Here is a 20,473-nt window from a genome sequence, read left to right on the forward strand (position 1 = left end):
AATCAGAAGTCTCACAAATTATGCGTCGCCGCAACTGTCTAGGCTACGGCAAGATGCACGAGGCCAGGCAGCTCGGTACAAAGACGAGGCGAAGTCGGGAACAATCGTAACGCCGAGATCGGAGAGTGCAGCGATATCGGACCGCTGCTCCTCGTCCAGTATTACAATATTTTGGTGAGATCGCGTTGCGCAGAGTCGTCGAATTTCCGTTGTGCTCAATCCGTCCGCCACTAGAAGTGAAGGTGCATTTTCGAGGAATGAATCTGGGACCTCATCGAGTTGAGGTGAGAGCACTTCAACACCAAGCTCTTTCAGGCGGAAGCGCGCCTCCTCAAGCGTATACCGCCTTCCGATTGTAGATGTTGAGCCATGCAGAACAATCCGGTTTGGTGCCTGCCCTGTTATGGGCTCGCGGCTACTGAGCAAGTCGGTTTGCACCGGAAGGGTCATTGTCTCACAGTAGGCGGACACCGATCGGGAGGCGAGGTCCGCGGCTTCGGCCGCGGAAGTTCCGGCTTCGCCCCAATGATATGCAAACACGGCACTGAAGACATCCCCTGTTCCGATCTTGAAGACCCGAGATGAATAATATGCGGGAATGGTATTAGGTTCGGCATGACGCTCAAAGACGGTGACCCCCCGCACCCCTCTTTTTACGACTATCACAGTCACCCGATCGCCATGCGACATGGCTTTCGCGGCGGCAGTCGCCAAGTCGGTGCAACCCGCATAGCGGCAGAGCTCTAGCTCATTCATAACCAAAGCAAGCCGTTTCGCTGTCGAGCCATTGGCTCCAAATGGCTCAGGACGGACAGCTGTCTGAGGATCGTAAATCGCGCGGACAGCGTGCACGATGGCAGATCCTTCCAGGAACCCGAATCTCAGGACCACATCTCCCGAAACATGTATCGGAGGCTGCTGAGGAAATGACCCAGGTCGCGGCTCGATGTGTGGTTGAGACAGTGGGTGGAAGTACGCAAATGCGATCGCAATATCGGAATGGGTGCGGGATAGCCGCACACCGAGGTCCGACAGTTCGTCCGCTCCCGGGCTGCTCTCGTCCCGTGCATAGGTGTGAAGAGTGCTCCCTGGCGAAAGAGCACTGACGGCTGCCGCCGCGCGCCCGCCCGAGCCAAACTGTGCGTTCCACTTCGGCGTTTCGCACAATTCGCGATATAGTCCACCTGCGATTTGCATGATGCATACGTCCAGCTAATGGCCGATGATTGTCTGCATGCGGGCTAGTAGCGTCGCGGACAACTCGGCCCGACCTTGGTCGTTGTTGAGGTAGCGCACATATCGGAGATGGCGCAGGTCGAACGGGATATCGTGATCGCTTTGTGCAATGAGGATGACCTCTCGACCTAAGGTGTGTGCAATCCCGGCTTCGTAAAATACATTCGGATTTCGACCTGAGCAGTCACAGATCACGATGCGCGAACGATCAATCAGGGAAACGACATCCTGAATAATTGACGCATTCTCCCAGATGTCGTCCGCCCGTCGGCAACGAAGTCCGACACCTTGAGCAGCGTTTCGGATAGCATCAAAAACAGGATTAAACGCCGCATCGAAGGGCATCATGGCGGATGCAAGATGGGGGTCTAAATTCTCATGCTCGGCCAATGGGAAGACCGTTGGCCGCTGTCGCCGGGGGCGTACCTGGCGAAGTAAAAAGCGGTACAAGTCGACCTCTTTCACGGCCCAATGGTTGCGAGAGAATTCGAAATCTCGGGGCATGTCCAGTTCAGCCCGGCTATCATAAAGCAGCGAGTTTGTTAGGGGAGGAACGTCGGGGTCAAAGCTTACCTCGAGTGAGACTTCGCCCCCTACGATGCGCGCCCGGTTTATCTGCCCGACATACGCGGACTCATCGCCGGTCCCCTCTTCGCAGAAGAGACAAGGCAGAGCCGTAAGTTTGTCCAGAAGTGGCGTATTGTTCAATCTGAATAGTTCGGCGATATGCGCTTCCGTATATTCGAACATCCGGCCGATCGGCACAGTGACTCTTCCCGATGGCCAATCAGCATTAAACATCAAAAGATTGAAAATCGACGTCCCCTCCGCGTTAAATTACAGGCCCCAGCTACGATACTGATCCGTGCCGTAGTGCCGTGCTCCCCCGGCCCTTTCGGTGCGGCTCAAATGTTGGAATTCAGTTGGCCAATGTCTTATAGCATGTTCTATGGCCTTCAGTTTGAATGGTACGTGTACAACACAATGATCCCTAATGATCGGCGGGCACAAACTGTCCTGTACGCGGCTTTCATTGAGGTTGACGGCAATAATCGGCAGATCCAAGCTCAACGCGAGTTCTAGCTCCCACCTTACAAAGCGGAAAAGATTCTTGGTCGAGTTTCCAATCAACACCATAACTGCTGTCGATTGTCGCATTCGCTCCCGCAATTTCGATTTTACGTAATCCTCATTCTGAGCACGCGACGTCATGTTGTCGAGATCATGAGAGTCCACGAACTGGAACGGTATTCTGGGGTTGGCATGCCACCCCCGGACATACCGGTAAGCCCATTGGTCGTTATCGCCATCGAAAACGACGTAAGTCGACATTTTCCGTTCCCCCCAAGACTACTTAACGCTGAACCCGATCTACAAAACTCAGAAGCTTCCTTCGCCGCGTGCGAACCCCAACGCGATTCAGAACTCTCGGTCAAAGGCTCGAATCTCATCCTCGAAGGAAGAGTGAGCGTGCCCCTCCAAGAGACATAGCCTCAAACCTATGTTCGATTAAGAGGGAGAATGCGCGGTGCTTCCGGAGAAGCGGTCGTCGAACGTCGGCAGCTTTCCGCCCAGGCATCAAGGTCGCCGACCGCGTACCGGACGTAGCGTCCGAACTTGTAGAATGCCGGCCCCGTATCGAGAGATCGGTAGCATTCGAGCGTATGGGCATCGAGCGCCAGATATCTTGCCGCTGCGTCTGTATCGACAAAGCGGACGGGGCCAGCATCTTCCACGTAGACCGCGCGCGCGAGGAGGTCTGCGGACGGCCATTTTGCTCGGTTGTTAGGTCGCGACATGACGCACCTCCGTTCGTGCTTCGGCAGGGATCGATGTGAAACGGGGCGCGCTCATCGCGTTGCCTCCCTGTTTTCATCATGTCGGGCGCCGGGCGGGGTGGCGCGATTGGCCCCGTTGCGATGGCGGAATGGCCGATAGTTTCCGACCTTGGTGCGCGACGAATACTTGCCGTCTTCCAGGCCGGGAGGCGGCGACGCGGGCTCGGCAACGTCCGCTGTTTCCAGCGCGGCGCCGACCTCGATCTCGACCTCTGTCGACGGTTCCTCAGCGACCGGGGCTTCGGCGCCGACGACGATGCGCCTGCGCGCGGCGACCGCATCCGCAGCCATGCGCACCGGGTCTTCCTCGTTGTGAACGTAGCGCATGAACATGGTGACGGTCTTATGCGCCGTGAGCGCCATACCGACCTTCAATGGCACGCCCGAGTTCGCGATATCGGTTGCGGCGCGATGGCGGATGCCGTGCGTACCGACATGGGGGACGCCCGCTCGGGCAAGGATGCGCCGCCATCCGTGTTGATAGGTATTGTCCGTCATCGGCTTCGAGGGATCGAAGATCGACGGGCACACATAGGGCGACGTCTCGAAGCGCGGAGCCTTGCTGAGCAGCCGGTGAGCCTCGTCGCTGAGAGGCTTCGTCATTCCTCCCGTCTTGCTGTCAGGCCAGGTCACGCGCCGGCGTTCGAGGTCGATCCAGGCCCATTCGAGCGTAAGCACCTCGGACTTGCGCGCCGCCAGCTCGAACTGGAGCCGGATGGCGAGGGTGATGAAGGGATGCTCCAGGCCCTCCCGGTCCGAGCGGTCGAGATAGGCGAAGAGCTTGCGCATCTCCTCGTCGGTGATGAACCGGGTCGATCCGTTCTCCGCGAATTTCTGGACGTGCCTGCACGGATTGGAGCCGTCTGGCCGATATCCCCACAGTTCGGCGAGGTTGAACATCTTCCGAAGGGCAGCGAGCGTTCGATTGGCGTTCACCGGCCGGTCGGCCATGCCGGTCATCAATTCCGAGATGTGGGCGCGGGTGACTTCATGAGCCTTGTAGCGGCCCAGGCGCGGAAGGATGTGGTTCTTGATGTTCAGTTCGTTCGTCGCGACGGTGGAGGGCTTGTTGTGAAGCTTCGAGTGCTCCTCGATGAACTTGGTGCACAGCTCCTTCATGGTCGGTGCTGCGCGCGCGGCTGTCTTCTCCGCGCACGGGTCGCGTCCATAACGAACCTCCGCGAGCCAGTCCTGTGCCAGGTTGCGGGCCTGATCGACGGTGAGTTCTCCGAATCGACCTAGCGCGGGCTTCCGGCGGACGCCGGAATTGGTCACGTAGGCGAGCATGAAGATCTTGCCGCCGAACGGTGTGACTTTCAGCATGAAGCCCGGTACGATCGTATCGCGGAGTTCGTATTCGCGCTCCTTCGGGCGCGCGGCGTCCACAGCCGTCTTGGTGAGTTTGATTTTGGCCATCAGAGGTCTCCAAACACGTTAGTCGTAGGAGTCGCGCGAGGGTGTCTAGGAGCACGATTCCCGGCTATTGCCGGCAAGTATGGAGAAGTTTGAAGCCTACGATGGTCAAGCTAAATCATTGATCGTAGTAGGTTTTCGCGCTTTTACTTGCAATCGGCGGTGTTTAGAATATCGTCCTTTGGGCCGCTCAAAATCCAGTTCCGAAAGGAGTGCCGGTTCGACCCCGGCCGCCCGCACCACTCTTCGCCGGTTCAGCCCAGCTGCCGGTGGAAGAACCCCGTCACGTCGGCCAGCACTGTCGCCTTCTTGCGGAACAGGGGCGAGAAGGTCGCGATCAGGTCGGCGTGGTCCAGGCCGGGATAGAGTTTCGCCTCCGACCGGCCGCCCACGGCCCGCATCCGTCGGTCCAGGATGATCGTGTCCTCGTCGTGCACCACCGCATCGGCCGTGCCGTGGCCCAGCCAGATCGGCGGGGCGTCGGCGCGCACGAAGGTCACGGGCTGGGTCAATGTGAGGTCCGGCGCCCGGCCGAAGGCGTTCCTCGACGCCGCCACGTCCAGGGGCAGGAAGTCGTAAGGTCCGGCCAGGCCCGCCGCCGCCCTGATCAGGCCGGGCCGGCCGACGGCGGCCATGTAGCGCCGGTCCAGCGCGATCATCATCGCCAGATGCGCCCCCGCCGAATGGCCCAGCACGCCCAGACGCGCCGGATCGCCGCCATGAGCGCCCACGACTTCGGCCGCCCTGGCCGTGGCGGCGGCCGCATCCTCGATGAAGGCCGGAAACGCGACCTGGGGCGCGATCCGATAGTCCGGCAGGGCCACGACGAACCCCCTGGCCGCCAGGGCCTGGGCCGCCCAGCCATACTGGTCGCGCGAGCCGGATTCCCAACCCCCGCCGTAAAAGAAGACCAGGGTCGGATACGGTCCCGGCGCCGTGGGGGCGTAAAGGTCCAGGCGCTGGCGGGACTCGTCGCCATAGGCGATGTCGCGCGCGACGCGGCGCACCCCGGGATCGCGCGGCCCCAGGGCGTTCAACAGGTTCAGCGGCGAACAGGCCGCCGCGACCAGGCCCAGGGCGGGGGCGAACAGGCCGCGGCGGGTCATGCGTGATCTCTCATGGGCCTCGATACGTCCGGCGGGCCGATTCGGTCGTCGCCGCCGCCGCATTTCCTATCACCTGGCGCTGGCGATCAGTCGACCGCAGTCGGCGTCCTCGGCCAGGCCCGGATCGACAAAGGCGAACAGGGCCGTCACCGGCGCCACCACCGCTCCCAACAGACCGGCCAGCCCGCCCTGTCCGACCACCTCGCCCACATCGACCCCCACCTTGGGCGCGGTGAGCGGGCCGGAGACCGTGATCGGCGCCCAGAGCCGCAGCAGTCGCGGCTTCTTGGATTCGCCGTCGATGCGCAGGTTCAGCGTCTCGGCGCCCAGGTCGATCGACCCCTTGCCCTGGGCCAGGACCACGTCGGTGTCGATCACGAAGGTCCGAGCGGTCGCCGTGCCGTTGTTGACGCCGAAATCGGCGACGGCGCAGCGGATCCGGCTTTCCGACTGGTCGCCGCTGAGCAGTTTCAGCAGACCCGCGCTGGCGTTGATGCCCAGCAGCTCGGCGAAGGCGGCGCGCATCCGTCCGTTCGGCACCACCAGGCTCAGCGAGCCCTTCGAGGCGGCGGCGAAGTCGTGGATCGAGGCGCCCGGCCCCTCCAGCCGCGCCCGGCCCAGGGCGCGACCGCTCAGCGGGACCGATCCGTTGCGCGCGGGCACGATCGATTCCAGCGGATAGCCGGCCAGGCGCAGATCCACGGCGTTGTACGGCGTGTCCTTGGTCGCATCGATGCGGGCCGTGCCGTTCAGTTCGCCACGATTGAAGTTGAAGCTGATGGGATCCAGCTTCAACACCCCATCCTTCAGGTCCGCCCCCAGGTCGACCGCGCGCACGTCGAACTCGTTCGCCTTCACCGAGGTCGCGCGATAGGTCAGGGTTCCATCCATCGTCCGCAGCCGTTCGGTCTGCAGCTTGGCGTCGGGCAGCAGCTTGCCGCCGACCACGACCGGGGCCTCGGTGTCCGTGCCCGCCGCATTGGTGCGGGTCCGCGCACCCAGGACCGCGGCCAGGTCGTCGATGTCCAGCCGGCGCGAGCGCAGTTCGGCGTCCACGCGCAGGCGCTGGGCGGCGTCCACCCGCACCTCGCCCGACAGGTCCGACGCCCCGACCCGGCCGTCGAAATCCCTGAAGGTCCAGACCCGCTCGTTGCGGTTCAGCGCCCCGGACAGCCGATAGGGCGGCGTGTTGGGCAGGGTCACGCCGGTCAGCAGATAGAGGTCCGACAGGTCGCGCCCCTGCATCGTCAATGTGGCGTCGAACCGGCCCAGGTCGAACGGGCGGGTGATGGCGCCCCTGGCGCTCAGGGACGATCCTGCGCCGCTGACATCGGCCTGGAAATGATAGGGCCGGTTGCGCCGGATATTGATGAAGGGACCGCCCTGGATCTTCAGCTTCAGCGGCGAGCCGTTGACCGCGCCGCGCCCCTCCAGCAGGAAGCCCGCATCGCCGTTCGCCCCCTCGCGCGCGTCGACGGCGGCCTGCAGCGTCATGCGCCGCCGCTGCTCGTCGAACGACAGCTGGCCGTCGGTGATGACCAACTGCTGGATGACCGGCAGCTTCATCCCCTCGCCCGTGTCGGGCTTGTTCGGGTTCAGCTGCCAGCTCTTTCGCCCGTCCCTGGTCGCGATCAGCACCACCTTGGGCCGGGTGAAGCTCAACAGCGGCATTTCGATCTGGCCGGCCAGCAGCTTGCGCAACCGCACCGAGGCGCGGATTTCGTCCACGTTTGCGGTGTCTTCCTGGCGCGCCCAGTCGGGGCCTCCGATCTTCAGGCCGCGCACCACCGCCGAAGGGGTCCAGCTGAACAGATCGACGTCCAGATCCCCGGTCAGGGCGATCTCCCGGTCGTATTTGGCCGAGGCCCAGCGGCCGATGGGTCCGCGCAGCATGTTCCAGTCGAAAAGGGCCAGGAACAGCGCCACCGCCAGCGTCAGCGTCAGAACCAGGCCCAGCGCCCATTTCTCCGGCCTCCCCGGATGGCGGGCCGCCGCATAGACCGGGTCGTTGTCGCGCACCCAGTCGCGCCAGACGCGCGCCCTGGCCGTCGCCGGCGCCACGGCCCGACGGTGGAAGTCCGATCCGAAATCTCGCCAATTCAGGGGTTTCGACAAGCGCACGCCTCCATCTTGGGAAAACAAACGCGCCAAGGGCGGTTTGGCGCCGCAGCGTCAACATGGCCTCGCTTGTCGCCGATCTGACGTCGAACTGTCGTATATTCTTTACAATCGAACGGATCGGCGCATATTTCGTCCGGGCCCTGATCTAATCCGGGGCTGGAGGAGGTTCCGATGACCCGTTTCGCTGCGCCTGCCCTGATCGCCGCCGTCCTGACGGCCGCCGCCGTTCCCGCAACGGCTCAGACGCCGCGCGAGGTGTCGCCCCGGACGCTGCGCGCCGAGACCCTGCGGTCCGTCATGGTCTGCGCCAGCGACATCGAGGCGCGACGGACCTATCAGCAGGCTTATGGCGCGCCCCCGGCCTTCGTCACCGCCCAGGAAGCCCTGGCCGCGCGCCAGTCGGGCCGACGCTGGGCCGCGCCGCGCTGCATGACCGCGCACCAGTACGACCGCCTGGCCGGCCCGGCCGTGCAGCGCGCCTCGCTCTGACGCGCCGAGAACCGCAATGAAAAAGGGGGCGCGGTCGCCCGACCACGCCCCCTCGTCTTTGTCCGATGCGCCGATCAGCGCGCGGGCGCCAGATATTTGTTCAGCCAGCCGAACACTTCGTCGTGCCATTGCAGGCTGTTGGCCGGCTTCAGCACCCAATGGTTCTCGTTGGGGAAGACGATCAGGCGGCTGTCGATCCCGCGCCGCTGCAGGGCGGTGAAGGTCGACAGGCCTTGGGCGGTCGGAATGCGGAAATCGCGGTCGCCCTGGACCACCAGCATCGGCGTCTTCCAGTTCTCGACGTGGTTGGCGGGGTTGAACTTCTGATAGCCCTCGGGATTGGCCCAGGGGGCGCCGCCGTATTCCCACTCGGTGAACCAAAGCTCCTCGGTCGAATAGCCCATGCCGAAGGTGTCGAACACGCCGTCGTGGTTGACCAGGCATTTGAACCCGTCCGACCAGTTCCCCGCTATCCAGTTGATCATGTAGCCGCCGTAGGAGGCGCCCAGCGCACAGGCGTTCTGGCCGTCCAGGAAGCCGTATTTCTGCTGGGCGGCTGCCCAGCCCTTCTTCAGGTCTTCCAGCGGGCGGTCGCCCCAGTGCTGGCTGATCGCGTCGGTGAAGCCCTGGCCGTAGCCGGTCGAGCCGTGGAAATCGATCATCACCACCGCATAGCCCGCGCCCGCATAGGTCTCGGGGTTCCAGCGATAGGACCAGCCGTCGCCGAACGACCCCTGCGGTCCGCCGTGGATCAGGAAGGCGACCGGATATTTGCGCCCCTCGACGTATCCGACCGGCTTGATGACATAGCCGTGGACCGTCTCGTTGTTCCAGCCGGCGAAGCTGAACTGCTCGTATTCGCCGAACGCCTTGGCGGCGAAGGCGGGGTTGGACTGGGTCAGGCGGCGCGGTAGTTCGCGGCCCAGGAAGGTCTTGAAATAGAGGTCTCCCGGCTCGTGCAGGCTGTCCTGGGCGAAGACGAAGCCCGACGGCGTCTGCTGGAAGGCCGAGACGTGGCCCGCGCCCGTGATCGGCGTCACCACGCCGTTGCGCGTATCCACGGCGAACAGTTTGGTCGATCCCACGTCGCCGGCGGTCGTGTACAGGGTCTGGCCGTCGCGCGACCATTGCAGCGTATCGGCCGAACGGTCCCAGTTCGAGGCGATCTCGCGCTTCTGGCCCGTCTGCACGTCCATCAGCACGATCTGATAGCGGTCGGCCTCGAAGCCCGGCCGCGCCATCGCGCGATAGGCCAGGGTGCGGCCGTCGGGCGAGAAGACCGGGCCGGCGTCCCAGGCCTTGTTGTCGGCCGTCAGGTTGGTGAAGGTCCCGTCGCCGGTCAGGCCGTTGGTCTTCCACAGGTCGAAGTTGGTGCTCCACGGCTCGGTCTGGCCGGCCAGACGCGCGGAAAAGACCACGGCGTCGCCCGCCGGGGTGAAGACGAAATCGCTCTCGTCGCCGAACGGCTTGGAGGGCGTGTCGCCGTCGAAGCCCTTCGTCACCCAGGCCGGGGTTCCGGTCGCCTTGCCGTCGCGGCCGATGGACTGGACGAACAGATGGTTCTGGGTGTGGTCGTTCCACGCATCCCAGTGGCGCACGAACATCCGGTCATAGACCTGGCCGGTCGATTTCCGATCGGCGGCGGCCTTGCCCATCTCGACCGAGGCGTTCAGGTCGGCGGCGTTCGGATAGACCGCCAGAGAGGCCGCCACCTTGTCGCCGGTCGGGCTGATCCGATAGGCGTTCACGTCCAGCGGCAGGTTCGTCACCTGCACCGGCGCCGCCGTGGGCGAGGCGACGCGCCAGACCTGGCTGGTCCCCGACTTGCCCGACAGGAAATACAGATTGCCGTCCCCGCCCCAACGCGCGGTGTTGGCGCCCTGGTCCGAAATGGCCAGGCGGCGCGGCGCGGCGTCCGGCGTGTTCAGGTCCAGCATCCACAGGCTGCCCGTGCGGCGGTTGGCCTCCACGTCCGTCGTCGTCACCGAATAGACGACATAGCGCCCGTCCGGCGACACCTGCGGATCGCCGAGACGGTTGGCCGAGATCATGTCCTGATAGGTGAAGGCGTCCGACGTCGCCGCCGCCGCCGGCTGGGGCGCGGGCGGAACCTGCGCCAGCGCGGGCGCGGCGGCCATCAAGGCGATAGCCGCACAGGCGGCGGACAGAAGGGAACGGTGGCGCATGGGTTCTTCCTCGGCGATCAGGCTGCGGCAAGGCGTAGCACCGCCGCCGGCCGGGCGAAAGTTGCCGTGGACGGACGGGGTCGGCGCCGGCCGCTGCGCCATCTTGCCCCGTCCCTGCGAACCGGCGACAAGCGGACTTCCATGGATTCACCCGCCCTTCCCGCCAGACGCCCGCCCCACATCGTCGATGTGTTGATCGCCGAGCGCGCGCCGCGCCTGACCGCCTCGCCCCTGTGGCCCTGGATTCGGCCGGCGCTGTACGCCGTGTTGGGCTATGGGGCGGCGGTGCGGATGGCCGATGCGATCCGGCCCCTGTCGGGGGCGGAAACCTTGGACCATGTGTCCGGCCTGCTGAGCCTGAAGGTCGCGGCGACCAACCTGGACCGCCTGCCCGCGACCGGCCGATGCATCGTGGTGTGCAACCATCCCACCGGCATCGCCGACGGGGTCGCCGTGTTCGATGCGATCAAACGGCGTCGCGGCGACATGATCTTCTTCGCCAACGCCGACGCCATCCGCGTCTCGCCCCGCCTGGTCGAGACCATCATCCCCGTCGAATGGGTCCACGAGAAACGCACGCGCGACAAGACCCGCGCCACCCTGAACGCGGCCAGAGAGGCGTTCGAGGCCGAACGCTGCGTCGTCATGTTCCCGGCCGGCCGTCTGGCGCGGGTGGAGAATGGCGTTCTCACCGATCCCGAATGGGCGCCGACCGCCGCCTCCCTGGCGCGCAAATACGATGCGCCGGTGGTCCCGATCTATGTCGCCGGCCCCTACAGCCGCCTGTTCCACCTGTTCGACAAGGTCTCGCAGGAACTGCGCGACGTGACCCTGTTCCACGAACTGCTGAACAAGAAGGGCCAGCGGTTCGTCGTCGACGTGGGCCTGCCCATCCCCGCCGAACGGCTGGACCCGGACGCCGCCAAGGCGACCGAGGCGCTGAAACGGTTCACCGAACGCACCCTGGCCGCCGACCATGACGCGGTGTTCCTATGAAGATCGAACTGCCCGACGCCGAGGCCACGACTCGCCTGGGCCAGGCCGTCGCCCCCTTGCTGGCGGCCGGCGACAGCGTCCTGCTTTACGGACCGCTGGGCATGGGCAAGTCGACCCTGGCGCGCGGCCTGATCCGCGCCCTGACCACGCCGGACGAGGACGTGCCCAGCCCCACCTTCACCCTGGTCCAGTTCTACGACGGCGACCCGCCCGTCGCCCATTTCGACCTCTATCGCCTGACCCGGCCCGACGAGGCGTTCGAGATCGGCCTGGACGAGGCGCTGGACGAGGGCTGCGCGATCATCGAATGGCCCGAGCGGCTGGGCGACGATCCGGGGCGGTTCCTGGGGCCGGACCGGCTGATCATACACCTGTCCGAGATCGCGCTCGATCCGCATTCGGAACGCCCTCAAGCAGTCGGGCTCCGCGAGCCCGATGATAGGGCTTCGCCAGGAAGGCTTGCGACCGTTTCCGGCGTAGGCGCATGGGAGGCGAGGCTGAAGGAACTGCATGTCTGACCGCGAAACCCTCCGTCTCGACTTCCTGAAGGCCGCCGGCCTGGCCGGAGCCGCGCGCGCGCCTCTTCCCGGCGACGCCTCGACGCGGCGCTACGAGCGGCTGACGCCCGCGGCCGGCCCGACCCTGATGCTGATGGACCAGGCGCCGGCCGCCGAAAGTCCGCCGTGCGACCCGGCCTGGACGCCTGAGCAACGTCGGGCCGCCGGGTGGAACGCCGTGGCCCGCCTGTCGGCCGGCCGGATCGAGGCCTTCGCCGCCGTCGCCGCCCATCTGAAACGCCTGGGCCTGTCCGCCCCCGAAATCCCGACACTGGACGCACCGAACGGCCTGGCGGTGCTGGAGGATTTCGGCGACGCTCTGTTCGCCCGCGTGATCGCGGACGGCGCCGACGAGACGCCGCTCTACCTGGCCGCCATCGAGGCCCTGGCCGTCCTGCACGCGGCGGGCGATCCACCCGAGACCCTGCGGGGTCCCGGCGGCGACTGGCCGATGCTGACCTATGACGAGACGGCCTTGCAGGGGGGCGCCGATCTGTTCGTCGAATGGCTGCCCAGGCTGGACGACCGCATGGCCTTCGACGCCGCCGCCGTCGCCGACTGGCGCGGGGCCTGGGCGCCGATCGTCGCCGCCGGGGCCAGGGGCGCCTCGGTCATGGCGCACCGCGACTATCACGCCGAGAACCTGATCTGGCTGCCGGAACGCGGGGGCGCCGCGCGCGTCGGCCTGATCGACTTCCAGGACGCGGTGCGCGCCCACCCGTCCTGGGACCTGCATTCCCTGCTTCAGGACGCCCGCCGCGACGTCTCCCCCGCCCTGGAGGCCCAGGCCCTGGACCGCTATTTCGCCCTGCGCCCCGGCGTGGACCGGGCGGCCTTCATGGCCGACTACGCGGGGCTGGCGGCGCTGAACCAGGCGCGGATCATCGGGATATTCGCCCGGCTGATCGCGCGGGACGGCAAGCCGCGCTATCGGGCGTTCCTGCCCCGGATGTGGCGCCATCTGAACGCCAATCTGGAACAGCCGGCGCTTGCCCCCGTCGCCCGCTGGTTCGACCGCCATGTGCCCGCCGAGGCACGCGCATGACCCGCGCCCCGCGAACGGCGATGGTCCTGGCCGCAGGGCTCGGCACCCGGATGCGCCCCCTGACCGACGACCGGCCCAAGGCCCTGGTCGAAGTGGGCGGCCGCGCCCTGATCGACCATTTGCTGGACCGGCTGGCCGATGCGGGGGTCGAGACGGCGGTGGTCAACGTCCACTGGTTCGCCGACCGGCTGGAAAGCCATCTCAAGGCCCGCAGACAGGGACCGGACATCCTGATCTCCGACGAGCGCGCCGAACTGCTGGAGACCGGCGGCGGGCTGAAGAAGGCCCATCCCCTGCTGGGCGACGATCCCGTCTTCGTGGCCAATATCGACAGCGTCTGGATCGACCGGACCAAGACGCCTGGGGGGGCCTTGGCCGATCTGGTCCGCCTGTGGAACCCAGAGACGATGGACGCGGCCCTGCTTCTGGCCCGCCGCGAAGGCTCCATCGGTTTCGAGGGCGACGGCGACTTCTTCCTGCGCGACGGCGGCGGCCTGGCCTTCCGCGGCGCGGCCGCTTCCGCCCCCTTCGCCTATATGGGCGTCCACATCACCCGGCCCGGATACGCCGACAACGGCCCCGACGGTCCCTTCTCCCTCAGCCCCCTGTGGCGCAAGTCCGCCGCCGAGGGCCGTCTGTTCGGCTGCGTTCTGGACGGCGACTGGATGCACGTCGGCGATCCCCAGGCGCGGGATCGAGCCGAGGCCAAACTGGCGGGGGCCGTGTGACGAAGTGGGACCCCTTCGCCGGACCCGGACCGCGCTGGTGCGCCATACCGGCGTATCGTCCGTTCCTGGAGGACCTGGCGGCGGGCGTTCTGGCCTGGCTGGGCGCCCTGCCGCCCGAGACCCTGTCGGACGCGACCATACTGCTGCCCAATCGCCGGGCGGCGCGGGCCTTCGCCGAGGCCCTGGCGAAACGGTCCGAAGGGCGGCCGGTGCTGCTGCCTCAGGTGCGGCCGCTGGGCGATCTGGAGGAGGACGAGCCGCCGTTCACGCCGGGCGCCCTGGGTCTGGACCTGCCGCCCGCCATCGCCCCCCTGACGCGCCGCTTCGAAATGGCGCGGATGATCGTGGAGCGGTTCGATCCCGACCTGACGCCGCTGCGGGCGCTGGACCTGGCGGACGCCCTGGGCGGCTTCCTCGATTCCTGCCAGTTGGAGGAAGTCCCCGAGCCTGAGCGGGTCGCCCGTCTGGTCGAGGGCGAGATGGCCGAACACTGGGAACGGTCGGCCCGGTTTCTGGGTCTGGCGGTCCAGGCCTGGCCCGAGCGGTTGAAGGAACTGGGCCTGGTCGATCCGGCCTGGCGCCGCGCGACCCTGCTGCGCCGCCTGGCCGAGTTGTGGGACGCCCATCCGCCGCGCCAGCCGGTCATCGCCGCCGGTTCGACCGGCACCGTGCCCGCCGCCGCCGACGTCCTGGGCGCCGTGGCGCGCGCGCCGCTGGGCTGCGTGGTCCTGCCGGGGCTGGACCTCGATCTGGACGAGCGGGTCTGGCGCCAGATCGACGCGGACAACGAACAGCATCCCCAACGGGCGCTGAAACGCCTGCTGGAGCGGCACGACGTCGCCCGCGCCGCCGTCCGCCCCTGGTTCCGCCCCCCCGTTGCGGACCCCGTCGCGGACCCGGTCGCGGTCCGGGCGGAGCAGCGCGGCCTGGCCCGCCAGCGTCTGCTGAACGAGGCCCTGCGACCGGCCGATGCGACCGGGGACTGGCGCGCCGCCATCCAGGCCATCCGCGCCCGCGCCGCAGCGGCCGGCGCCGGAGCCGATCCCATCGCCCAGGGGCTGGAGGGGCTGTCGGTCCTGACCCTGCGCCACGACGAGGAGACCGCCGCCGCCATCGCCCTGATGATGCGCGAAACGCTGGAAACTCCCGGAAAGACCTGCGCCCTGGTCACGCCGGACCAGGCCCTGGGCCGCCGCGTCGCCGCGCGGCTGGAACGCTGGGGGATCAGGCCGGACGCCTCGGCGGGCCAGCCGCTGAACCGGATGCCGGCGGGGGTCCTGGTCGAGCTGTGCGTTCGCTGGATGGCGGCCCCCGCCGATCCGCAGGCGATCCTGGGCCTGTTGAAACATCCGCTGGTCCGACTGGACCTGGGCGAGATCGACGTCGAACGCGCCGCCGCGGCGCTGGAGGGGATGGGCCTGCGCGGCCCGCCCGTGTCCAGCTTCGCCCGGCTGAACGCCCGGCTGGACAAGGCGCTGTCCGACGACCGCGACGGGTCGGCCCCCTCCGAAAGCCGGACGCGCCGCCACGCCCTGGCGAAGGTTTTGGCCGATCGTCTGGAGCGGCTGGTCGCGACCGCGCGCGCGGTCTTCGCCCCCCAACCCGACTCGTCGGCCGCCCTGGACGCCGCCGCCCGCAGCCTGACGGCCCTGATCGAGGCCTTGGCCGGCCAGAATGCCTGGGCCGGGCCGGACGGAGAGGCCGCCGCCGGCCTGCTGTCCGATCTGATCGCGGGCGGGGCGGCGCTGGGCGCGGCGACTCCGGGCGATCTGGTCGAGCTGGTGCAGGGGCTGCTGGCCGATACGGTGGTGCGGACCGGCGGGGCGACCCATCCGTCCTTGCGCATCCTGGGCGCCATCGAGGCGCGTCTCGTGCGGGCCGACCGGATGATCCTGGCCGGTCTGGAGGAAGGCGTCTGGCCCCAGGGGGCGCCGGTCGATCCCTTCCTGTCGCGGCCGATGCGCGCGGCCCTGGGCCTGCCCCCGCCCGAGCGCCGCATCGGCCAGAGCGCCCAGGATTTCGTCCAGGCCGCCTGCGCCGAAGAGGCCGTCCTGGTCCATACCGAAAGACGCGGCGGCCAGCCGTCGGTGCGGTCGCGCTGGCTGTGGCGGCTGGACATGCTGACGCGCGGGGCGAACACCCGGGATACGCCGGTCGCCGTCGCCAGCCCGGCCCATGTCGCCGACTGGACCCGCGCCCTGGACGCCCCGGCGCGGTCCACGCCCGACTACGCCCGCCGCCCGGCGCCGACCCCGCCGGTGGACCGCCGTCCGCGCAAACTGCCCGTCACCGGGGTCGAACGCTGGGTGCGCGACCCCTACGCCGTCTACGCCCAGCGCATCCTGGGGCTGAAGGTTCTGGAACGGCCCGGCGCCTCGGCCGAGGCGATGGCGCGCGGCGACGCCGTCCACGCCGCTATCGAACAGGTGGTCCGCACCTGGCCCGACGCCCTGCCCGACGACTGCGCCGACCAGATCGAGGGCTTCATCATGGACGCCATGACCGAGGCCGGGTTCGAGGACGCGGCCCTGGCCCGCGAACGCCCCCTGGCGCGCAACTGCGCCCGCTGGTTGGAGCGGTTCGAGCGCGAGCGGCGCGAACGCGGCGCGACCCTGCTGATCGAACAGTCGGGCGCCCTGACCTTCGACGGACCGGCCGGTCCCTTCACCCTGACCGCCCGCGCCGACCGGATCGAGCTGGACGCGGCCGGCGCCGCCGTCATCGACTTCAAGACCGGATCGACGCCCAGCCAGAAACAGGTGGTCCAGGGGTTCGCGCCGCAACTGACCCTGACCGCCGCCATCCTGGCCGAGGGCGGCTTTCCCGCCCCGCCGACCGAGGCGACCGAACTGCTCTACGTCAAGGTCACAGGCCGGCGAGAACCGGGCGTGGTCACGGATGTCGCCAAACTGGGGCGCGGCAACAGCCTGTCGGCCGCCCATCTGGCGGCGCGCGAGCTGGAGCGGCTGAAACAGGGGGTCGCCGCCTTCGACGACCCGGCCACGCCCTACGCCTCCTGGGTCGCGCCCCAGTTCATGGGCAATTTCGGCGGCAACTACGACCATCTGGCGCGCGTGTGGGAATGGCACGTCGTCGGCGGCGAGGACGAGGCGCCCGAATGACCGATCTCTCTCCGGTGGATATGGCCCGCGCCCATCAGGCGACCGCCGCCGACCCGGCCCTGTCGGTCTTCGTCACCGCCAACGCCGGATCGGGCAAGACCACCACCCTGGTCAGCCGGGTGGCGCGCCTGCTGCTGAAACGGGTCAAGCCCGGCGAAATCCTGTGCGTCACCTACACCAAGGCCGCCGCCGCCGAGATGCAGGCGCGGCTGTTCGAGCGGCTGGGCGAATGGGCGGTGGCCGACGACCGCGCCCTGGCCGACGACCTGGCCAGGCTTGACGGGCGCGACGCCGAAACCCTGAGCGACGCCGAACTGTCAGAGGCCCGCGTCCTGTTCGCCCGCGCCCTGGAGACGCCGGGCGGATTGAAGATCCAGACCATCCACGCCTTCTGCGAAAAGCTGTTGCGGCGTTTCCCGCTGGAGGCCGGGGTCGCGCCGGGCTTCGAGGTGCTGGAGGATCAGGCGGCGCTGGCCCTGTCGCACGCCGCGCGCGAGGACCTGGCCCGCTATGCGCTGAACGATGCGGACGGCCCGGTCGGCGCCGCCTACGCTCATTTCGCCGTCGAACTGGCCTGGAGCGATTTTCACGCCCTGCTGGATGTGATCGAGGCGAAACGCGAGCCGCTTCTGGACTATCTGGCCCGCATCGACGCCGGGACCACGCCGGGGCCGCACGCCCTGTGCGGGGTGACGACGGACGACACGCCCCAGACCATAGAGGGCGACTTCATGGCCTGGCTGAACCCCGCCGACTGGCTGGCGGCGGCCGATGGTTTCGCGACCGGAAGCGCCAACGACCAGAAGCTGGCGGCCCAGATGCGCGCCGCCGTCCCGCCCGAGACGACGCTGGCCGCCATGACGCGGATCTTCGTCGATTCCAAGGGCGTGGCCCGCGACAGGTTCGGCACGGCCAAGGCCCCGCCCGGCGCCGCGGCCTATCTGGCCGACGTCTCGCTGAAATACGCCTCGGCCCTGGACCGGATGCGCGCGGCCCGGGTGGCCGACGAGACGCAGAAGGTGCTGACCCTGGCCCGCGTCCACGCCGCCCTCTACGAAACGGCCAAGCGCGCGCGCGGCGCCCTGGATTTCACCGACCTGGTCGGGCGCACGGTCGAGCTGCTGACGAAGCGCGCCACCGCCGCCTGGGTGCTGTTCAAGCTGGACGGCGGGATCGAGCACGTTCTTATCGACGAGGCCCAGGACACGGCGCCGGACCAGTGGGACATCGTGCGCGCCCTGACCGAACCCTTCTTTTCCGGCGCCGGCGCCGAACGCCGCCAACCGGCCATCGCCCGCACCGTCTTCGCCGTGGGCGACGAAAAACAGTCGATCTATTCCTTCCAGGGTGCCCGGCCCGAGCGGCTGCGCCAGGAGGCGCGCGTCTATGACGCCCTGGCGCGCGGGGCGGGGGCGGATTTCAGCGAGGTTCCGCTGGACACCTCCTTCCGCTCGACGGAGGAGGTTCTGGCCTTCGTCGACGCCGCCTTCGACGGGCCCGACCGCGCCCGCGCCCTGGTCGGCGAGACGGGCGACATGGCCGTGCACCGCCCCGCCCGCCTGGGCCAGCATGGATCGGTCGATCTGTGGCCCCTGTTCGAAGACCCGGCCGCCCCCGACCGCGAGGCCTGGAACGCCCCGGTCGACAAGGAGGACAGCCGCAGCGCCCGCAAACAGCTGGCTCAGGCCCTGGCGCGCGACATCGCCGCCCAGGTCCGCGACGACGTCGCCATCCACGATCCGAAAAGGCGCGGCGAGATGCGCCCCGTCCGCTACGGCGACTTCCTGGTGCTGGTGCGCCGCCGCGACGCCACCTTCGAGGAGATCATCCGCGCCCTGAAGACCGAGGGCGTTCCGGTGGCCGGCGCCGACCGGCTGAAACTGTCCAGCCACATCGTCTTCGACGACCTGATCGCCCTGGCGCGCTTCGCCCTCTATCCCGACGACGATCTGTCGCTGGCCGAAATCCTGCGAAGCCCGCTGTGCGACGTGGCCGATTTCGGCCCGGCAGACGCCCTCTATCCGCTGGCGGACAAGGTGGAGCGCCAGGGCCGCAGCCTGTGGCGCGAACTGCAGCGCCGCTCGGGCGAACATCCGGCCTGGGGCCAGGCCCGCGCCCTGATGGACGATCTGATCGCCGCGCGCGACCGCGATCCGTTCGCCTTCTTCTCGCTGGCGCTGAACCGCGTCGGCCCCGACGGCCGGTCGGGCCGGGCGCGCATCCTGGACCGGCTGGGCCGCGAGGCGGAAGAAGCCATAGACGAAAGCCTGGCCCAGGTGCTGGCGGCCGAGGAGCGCGGCGGCCGCGATCTGGAGACCTGTCTCGGACTGCTGGAACAGGCCGATGTCGAGGTGAAGCGCGAGATGGAGGGCGCCCGCGACGAGGTGCGGGTCATGACCGTCCACGGCTCCAAGGGGCTGGAGGCGCCCATCGTCGTCCTGCCCGACACCACCGCCCGGGCCAAACCCCAGGGGCCGACCCTGATGGCCGCCGCCCTGGACCATGGCGGCGAGGCCTGGCTGATGTGCCCGTCCAGCGCCAGGGCCGATTGCGCCGTCTCGGCCGCCGTGCGCCAGGCGCGGATCGACCGCGCCGACGAGGAATCCCTGCGCCTGCTCTATGTCGCCCTGACCCGCGCGCGCGACCGGCTGATCGTCATGGGCCGAAAGACCCGGTCGCCCAAGGCGGGCTACGAGGCCGGCAGCTGGTGGGACGTGATCGCGGGAACCTTCGACCGTCTGAAGGCCGAGGGCCGGGCGCGCGACCTGCCCGGCGACCGGCTGCGGTTCGGGCCGGACCCGCAAACCGGCGCGGCGGGGTCGACGCCGTCCCCGGCCGCGACCGCGCTTCCGGCCTGGGCGACCGCCGCGCCCCCGGCCGACGCCGCCGCCCGCTTCGCCGCCCCGTCGCGGATGGAAGGCGGCGCGATCCGCATCCCCGCCCCCTCGCCCCTGGCCAAGACCCAGGCGGGCGGCGCGGCCCTGGGGCGGTTCCGGCGCGGCGACCTGATCCACCGGCTGCTGGAGCGCCTGCCCGAGATCGCTCCCGAAGACCGGCCCGACGCCGCCCGCCGCCTGCTGTCGCGCGAGACCGATCTGGACGACGATCAACGCGCCGAAATGATCGCCGCCGCCTTCTCCGTGCTGGACGACGCCCGGTTCGCCCCCGTCTTCGGCCTCGGCTCCCGCGCCGAGGTCGCCCTGACGGGTTCGGCCCCCGACCTGCCCGCCGGGGTGACGATCAGCGGCCGGATCGACCGGCTGGTGGTCACGCCCGAACGGGTGCTGGTGGTCGATTACAAGACCAACCGCCCCGCGCCCGACACGCTGGACGGCGTCGACCCGGCCTATGTGCTTCAGGCGGCGGTCTATGCGGCCGTCCTGCGTCGCCTTTATCCCGACCGGCCGGTCGAGGCCGCCCTGGTGTGGACCGACGGCCCCCGGCTGACGCCCATCCCGCAGGCCATGCTGAAGGCGGCGCTCACGCCTTGATGTCGGTCCCCCTCGGGCTTGACGCCCATGGCGCTTCTTCGCGCGGCTCTCAGGCACGCAACGCCTTTCTCGTCATCGAGCGCGCACTCGATCAGGCGGGGGCTTCACTGGATCGCCGGCGGATGATCCGAGTTCGCGTCTCGTC

Annotated in this window: 14 protein-coding genes; 7 read left to right on the forward strand and 7 right to left on the reverse strand. The window is 68.2% G+C overall.

Annotation, left to right across the window (positions count from 1 at the left end; all coding sequences use genetic code 11):
- Positions 1-18: 18 nt before the first annotated feature.
- From AC0L6G_RS09890 to AC0L6G_RS09915, 6 genes are all read right to left on the reverse strand, one after another.
- Positions 19-1,197, reverse strand: a complete 1,179-nt coding sequence (locus AC0L6G_RS09890) for a carbohydrate kinase family protein (protein WP_003497300.1) — start codon at positions 1,195-1,197, stop codon at positions 19-21.
- 15 nt (positions 1,198-1,212) lie between these two features.
- Entirely contained in the window at positions 1,213-1,986 is a 774-nt protein-coding gene (locus AC0L6G_RS09895) for a hypothetical protein (RefSeq protein WP_199777866.1), read from the reverse strand.
- A gap of 87 nt (positions 1,987-2,073) precedes the next feature.
- Positions 2,074-2,568 (reverse strand): TIR domain-containing protein, encoded by a 495-nt coding sequence (locus AC0L6G_RS09900; RefSeq protein WP_024896892.1) that lies wholly within the window; start codon positions 2,566-2,568, stop codon positions 2,074-2,076.
- Between the two features lie 518 nt (positions 2,569-3,086).
- Positions 3,087-4,490, reverse strand: a complete 1,404-nt coding sequence (locus AC0L6G_RS09905; RefSeq protein WP_003497302.1) for a tyrosine-type recombinase/integrase — start codon at positions 4,488-4,490, stop codon at positions 3,087-3,089.
- A 251-nt stretch (positions 4,491-4,741) separates the two neighbouring features.
- Positions 4,742-5,593: an alpha/beta hydrolase gene (locus AC0L6G_RS09910; RefSeq protein ID WP_473252061.1), complete on the reverse strand. Its 852-nt coding sequence runs from the start codon at positions 5,591-5,593 to the stop codon at positions 4,742-4,744.
- Between the two features lie 69 nt (positions 5,594-5,662).
- A complete protein-coding gene (locus tag AC0L6G_RS09915) occupies positions 5,663-7,708 on the reverse strand; it encodes an AsmA family protein (RefSeq protein ID WP_473252062.1) in 2,046 nt (681 codons plus the stop codon).
- Positions 7,709-7,885: 177 nt separating this feature from the next.
- On the opposite strand from AC0L6G_RS09915, the gene AC0L6G_RS09920 reads away from it, so the two are divergent.
- Positions 7,886-8,203 carry a hypothetical protein gene (locus AC0L6G_RS09920; protein ID WP_291540284.1) on the forward strand — a complete coding sequence of 106 codons (318 nt, stop codon included), beginning with the start codon at positions 7,886-7,888 and terminating at the stop codon, positions 8,201-8,203.
- A 74-nt stretch (positions 8,204-8,277) separates the two neighbouring features.
- On the opposite strand, the gene AC0L6G_RS09925 is transcribed toward AC0L6G_RS09920, so the two are convergent.
- Complete coding sequence (locus AC0L6G_RS09925) at positions 8,278-10,389, reverse strand: S9 family peptidase (RefSeq protein WP_473252063.1); 2,112 nt, start codon at positions 10,387-10,389, stop codon at positions 8,278-8,280.
- 141 nt (positions 10,390-10,530) lie between these two features.
- Here AC0L6G_RS09925 and AC0L6G_RS09930 point away from each other — a divergent pair, with 141 nt between their 5' ends.
- From AC0L6G_RS09930 to addA, 6 genes are read left to right on the forward strand one after another with little or no spacing between them, the layout of a single operon-like run.
- Positions 10,531-11,385 (forward strand): GNAT family N-acetyltransferase, encoded by an 855-nt coding sequence (locus AC0L6G_RS09930; RefSeq protein WP_473252064.1) that lies wholly within the window; start codon positions 10,531-10,533, stop codon positions 11,383-11,385.
- On the forward strand, positions 11,382-11,903 hold the full coding sequence (gene tsaE, locus AC0L6G_RS09935) for a tRNA (adenosine(37)-N6)-threonylcarbamoyltransferase complex ATPase subunit type 1 TsaE (protein WP_473252065.1): 522 nt from the start codon (positions 11,382-11,384) through the stop codon (positions 11,901-11,903). Before AC0L6G_RS09930 ends, tsaE begins: the two co-directional genes overlap by 4 nt.
- Positions 11,896-12,987 carry an N-acetylmuramate/N-acetylglucosamine kinase AmgK gene (gene amgK / locus AC0L6G_RS09940; protein ID WP_473252066.1) on the forward strand — a complete coding sequence of 364 codons (1,092 nt, stop codon included), beginning with the start codon at positions 11,896-11,898 and terminating at the stop codon, positions 12,985-12,987. The genes tsaE and amgK overlap by 8 nt, the downstream gene beginning before the upstream one ends.
- Positions 12,984-13,715: an N-acetylmuramate alpha-1-phosphate uridylyltransferase MurU gene (murU, locus tag AC0L6G_RS09945; RefSeq protein ID WP_473252067.1), complete on the forward strand. Its 732-nt coding sequence runs from the start codon at positions 12,984-12,986 to the stop codon at positions 13,713-13,715. Before amgK ends, murU begins: the two co-directional genes overlap by 4 nt.
- Positions 13,712-16,837: a double-strand break repair protein AddB gene (gene addB / locus AC0L6G_RS09950; protein ID WP_473252068.1), complete on the forward strand. Its 3,126-nt coding sequence runs from the start codon at positions 13,712-13,714 to the stop codon at positions 16,835-16,837. Before murU ends, addB begins: the two co-directional genes overlap by 4 nt.
- The gene (gene addA / locus AC0L6G_RS09955) at positions 16,834-20,328 is read left to right on the forward strand and encodes a double-strand break repair helicase AddA (RefSeq protein ID WP_473252069.1); all 3,495 of its coding nucleotides are present in this window, start codon (positions 16,834-16,836) and stop codon (positions 20,326-20,328) included. The genes addB and addA overlap by 4 nt, the downstream gene beginning before the upstream one ends.
- Positions 20,329-20,473 lie beyond the last annotated feature (145 nt).

This window comes from Brevundimonas sp. D3-1P, from assembly GCF_055809335.1.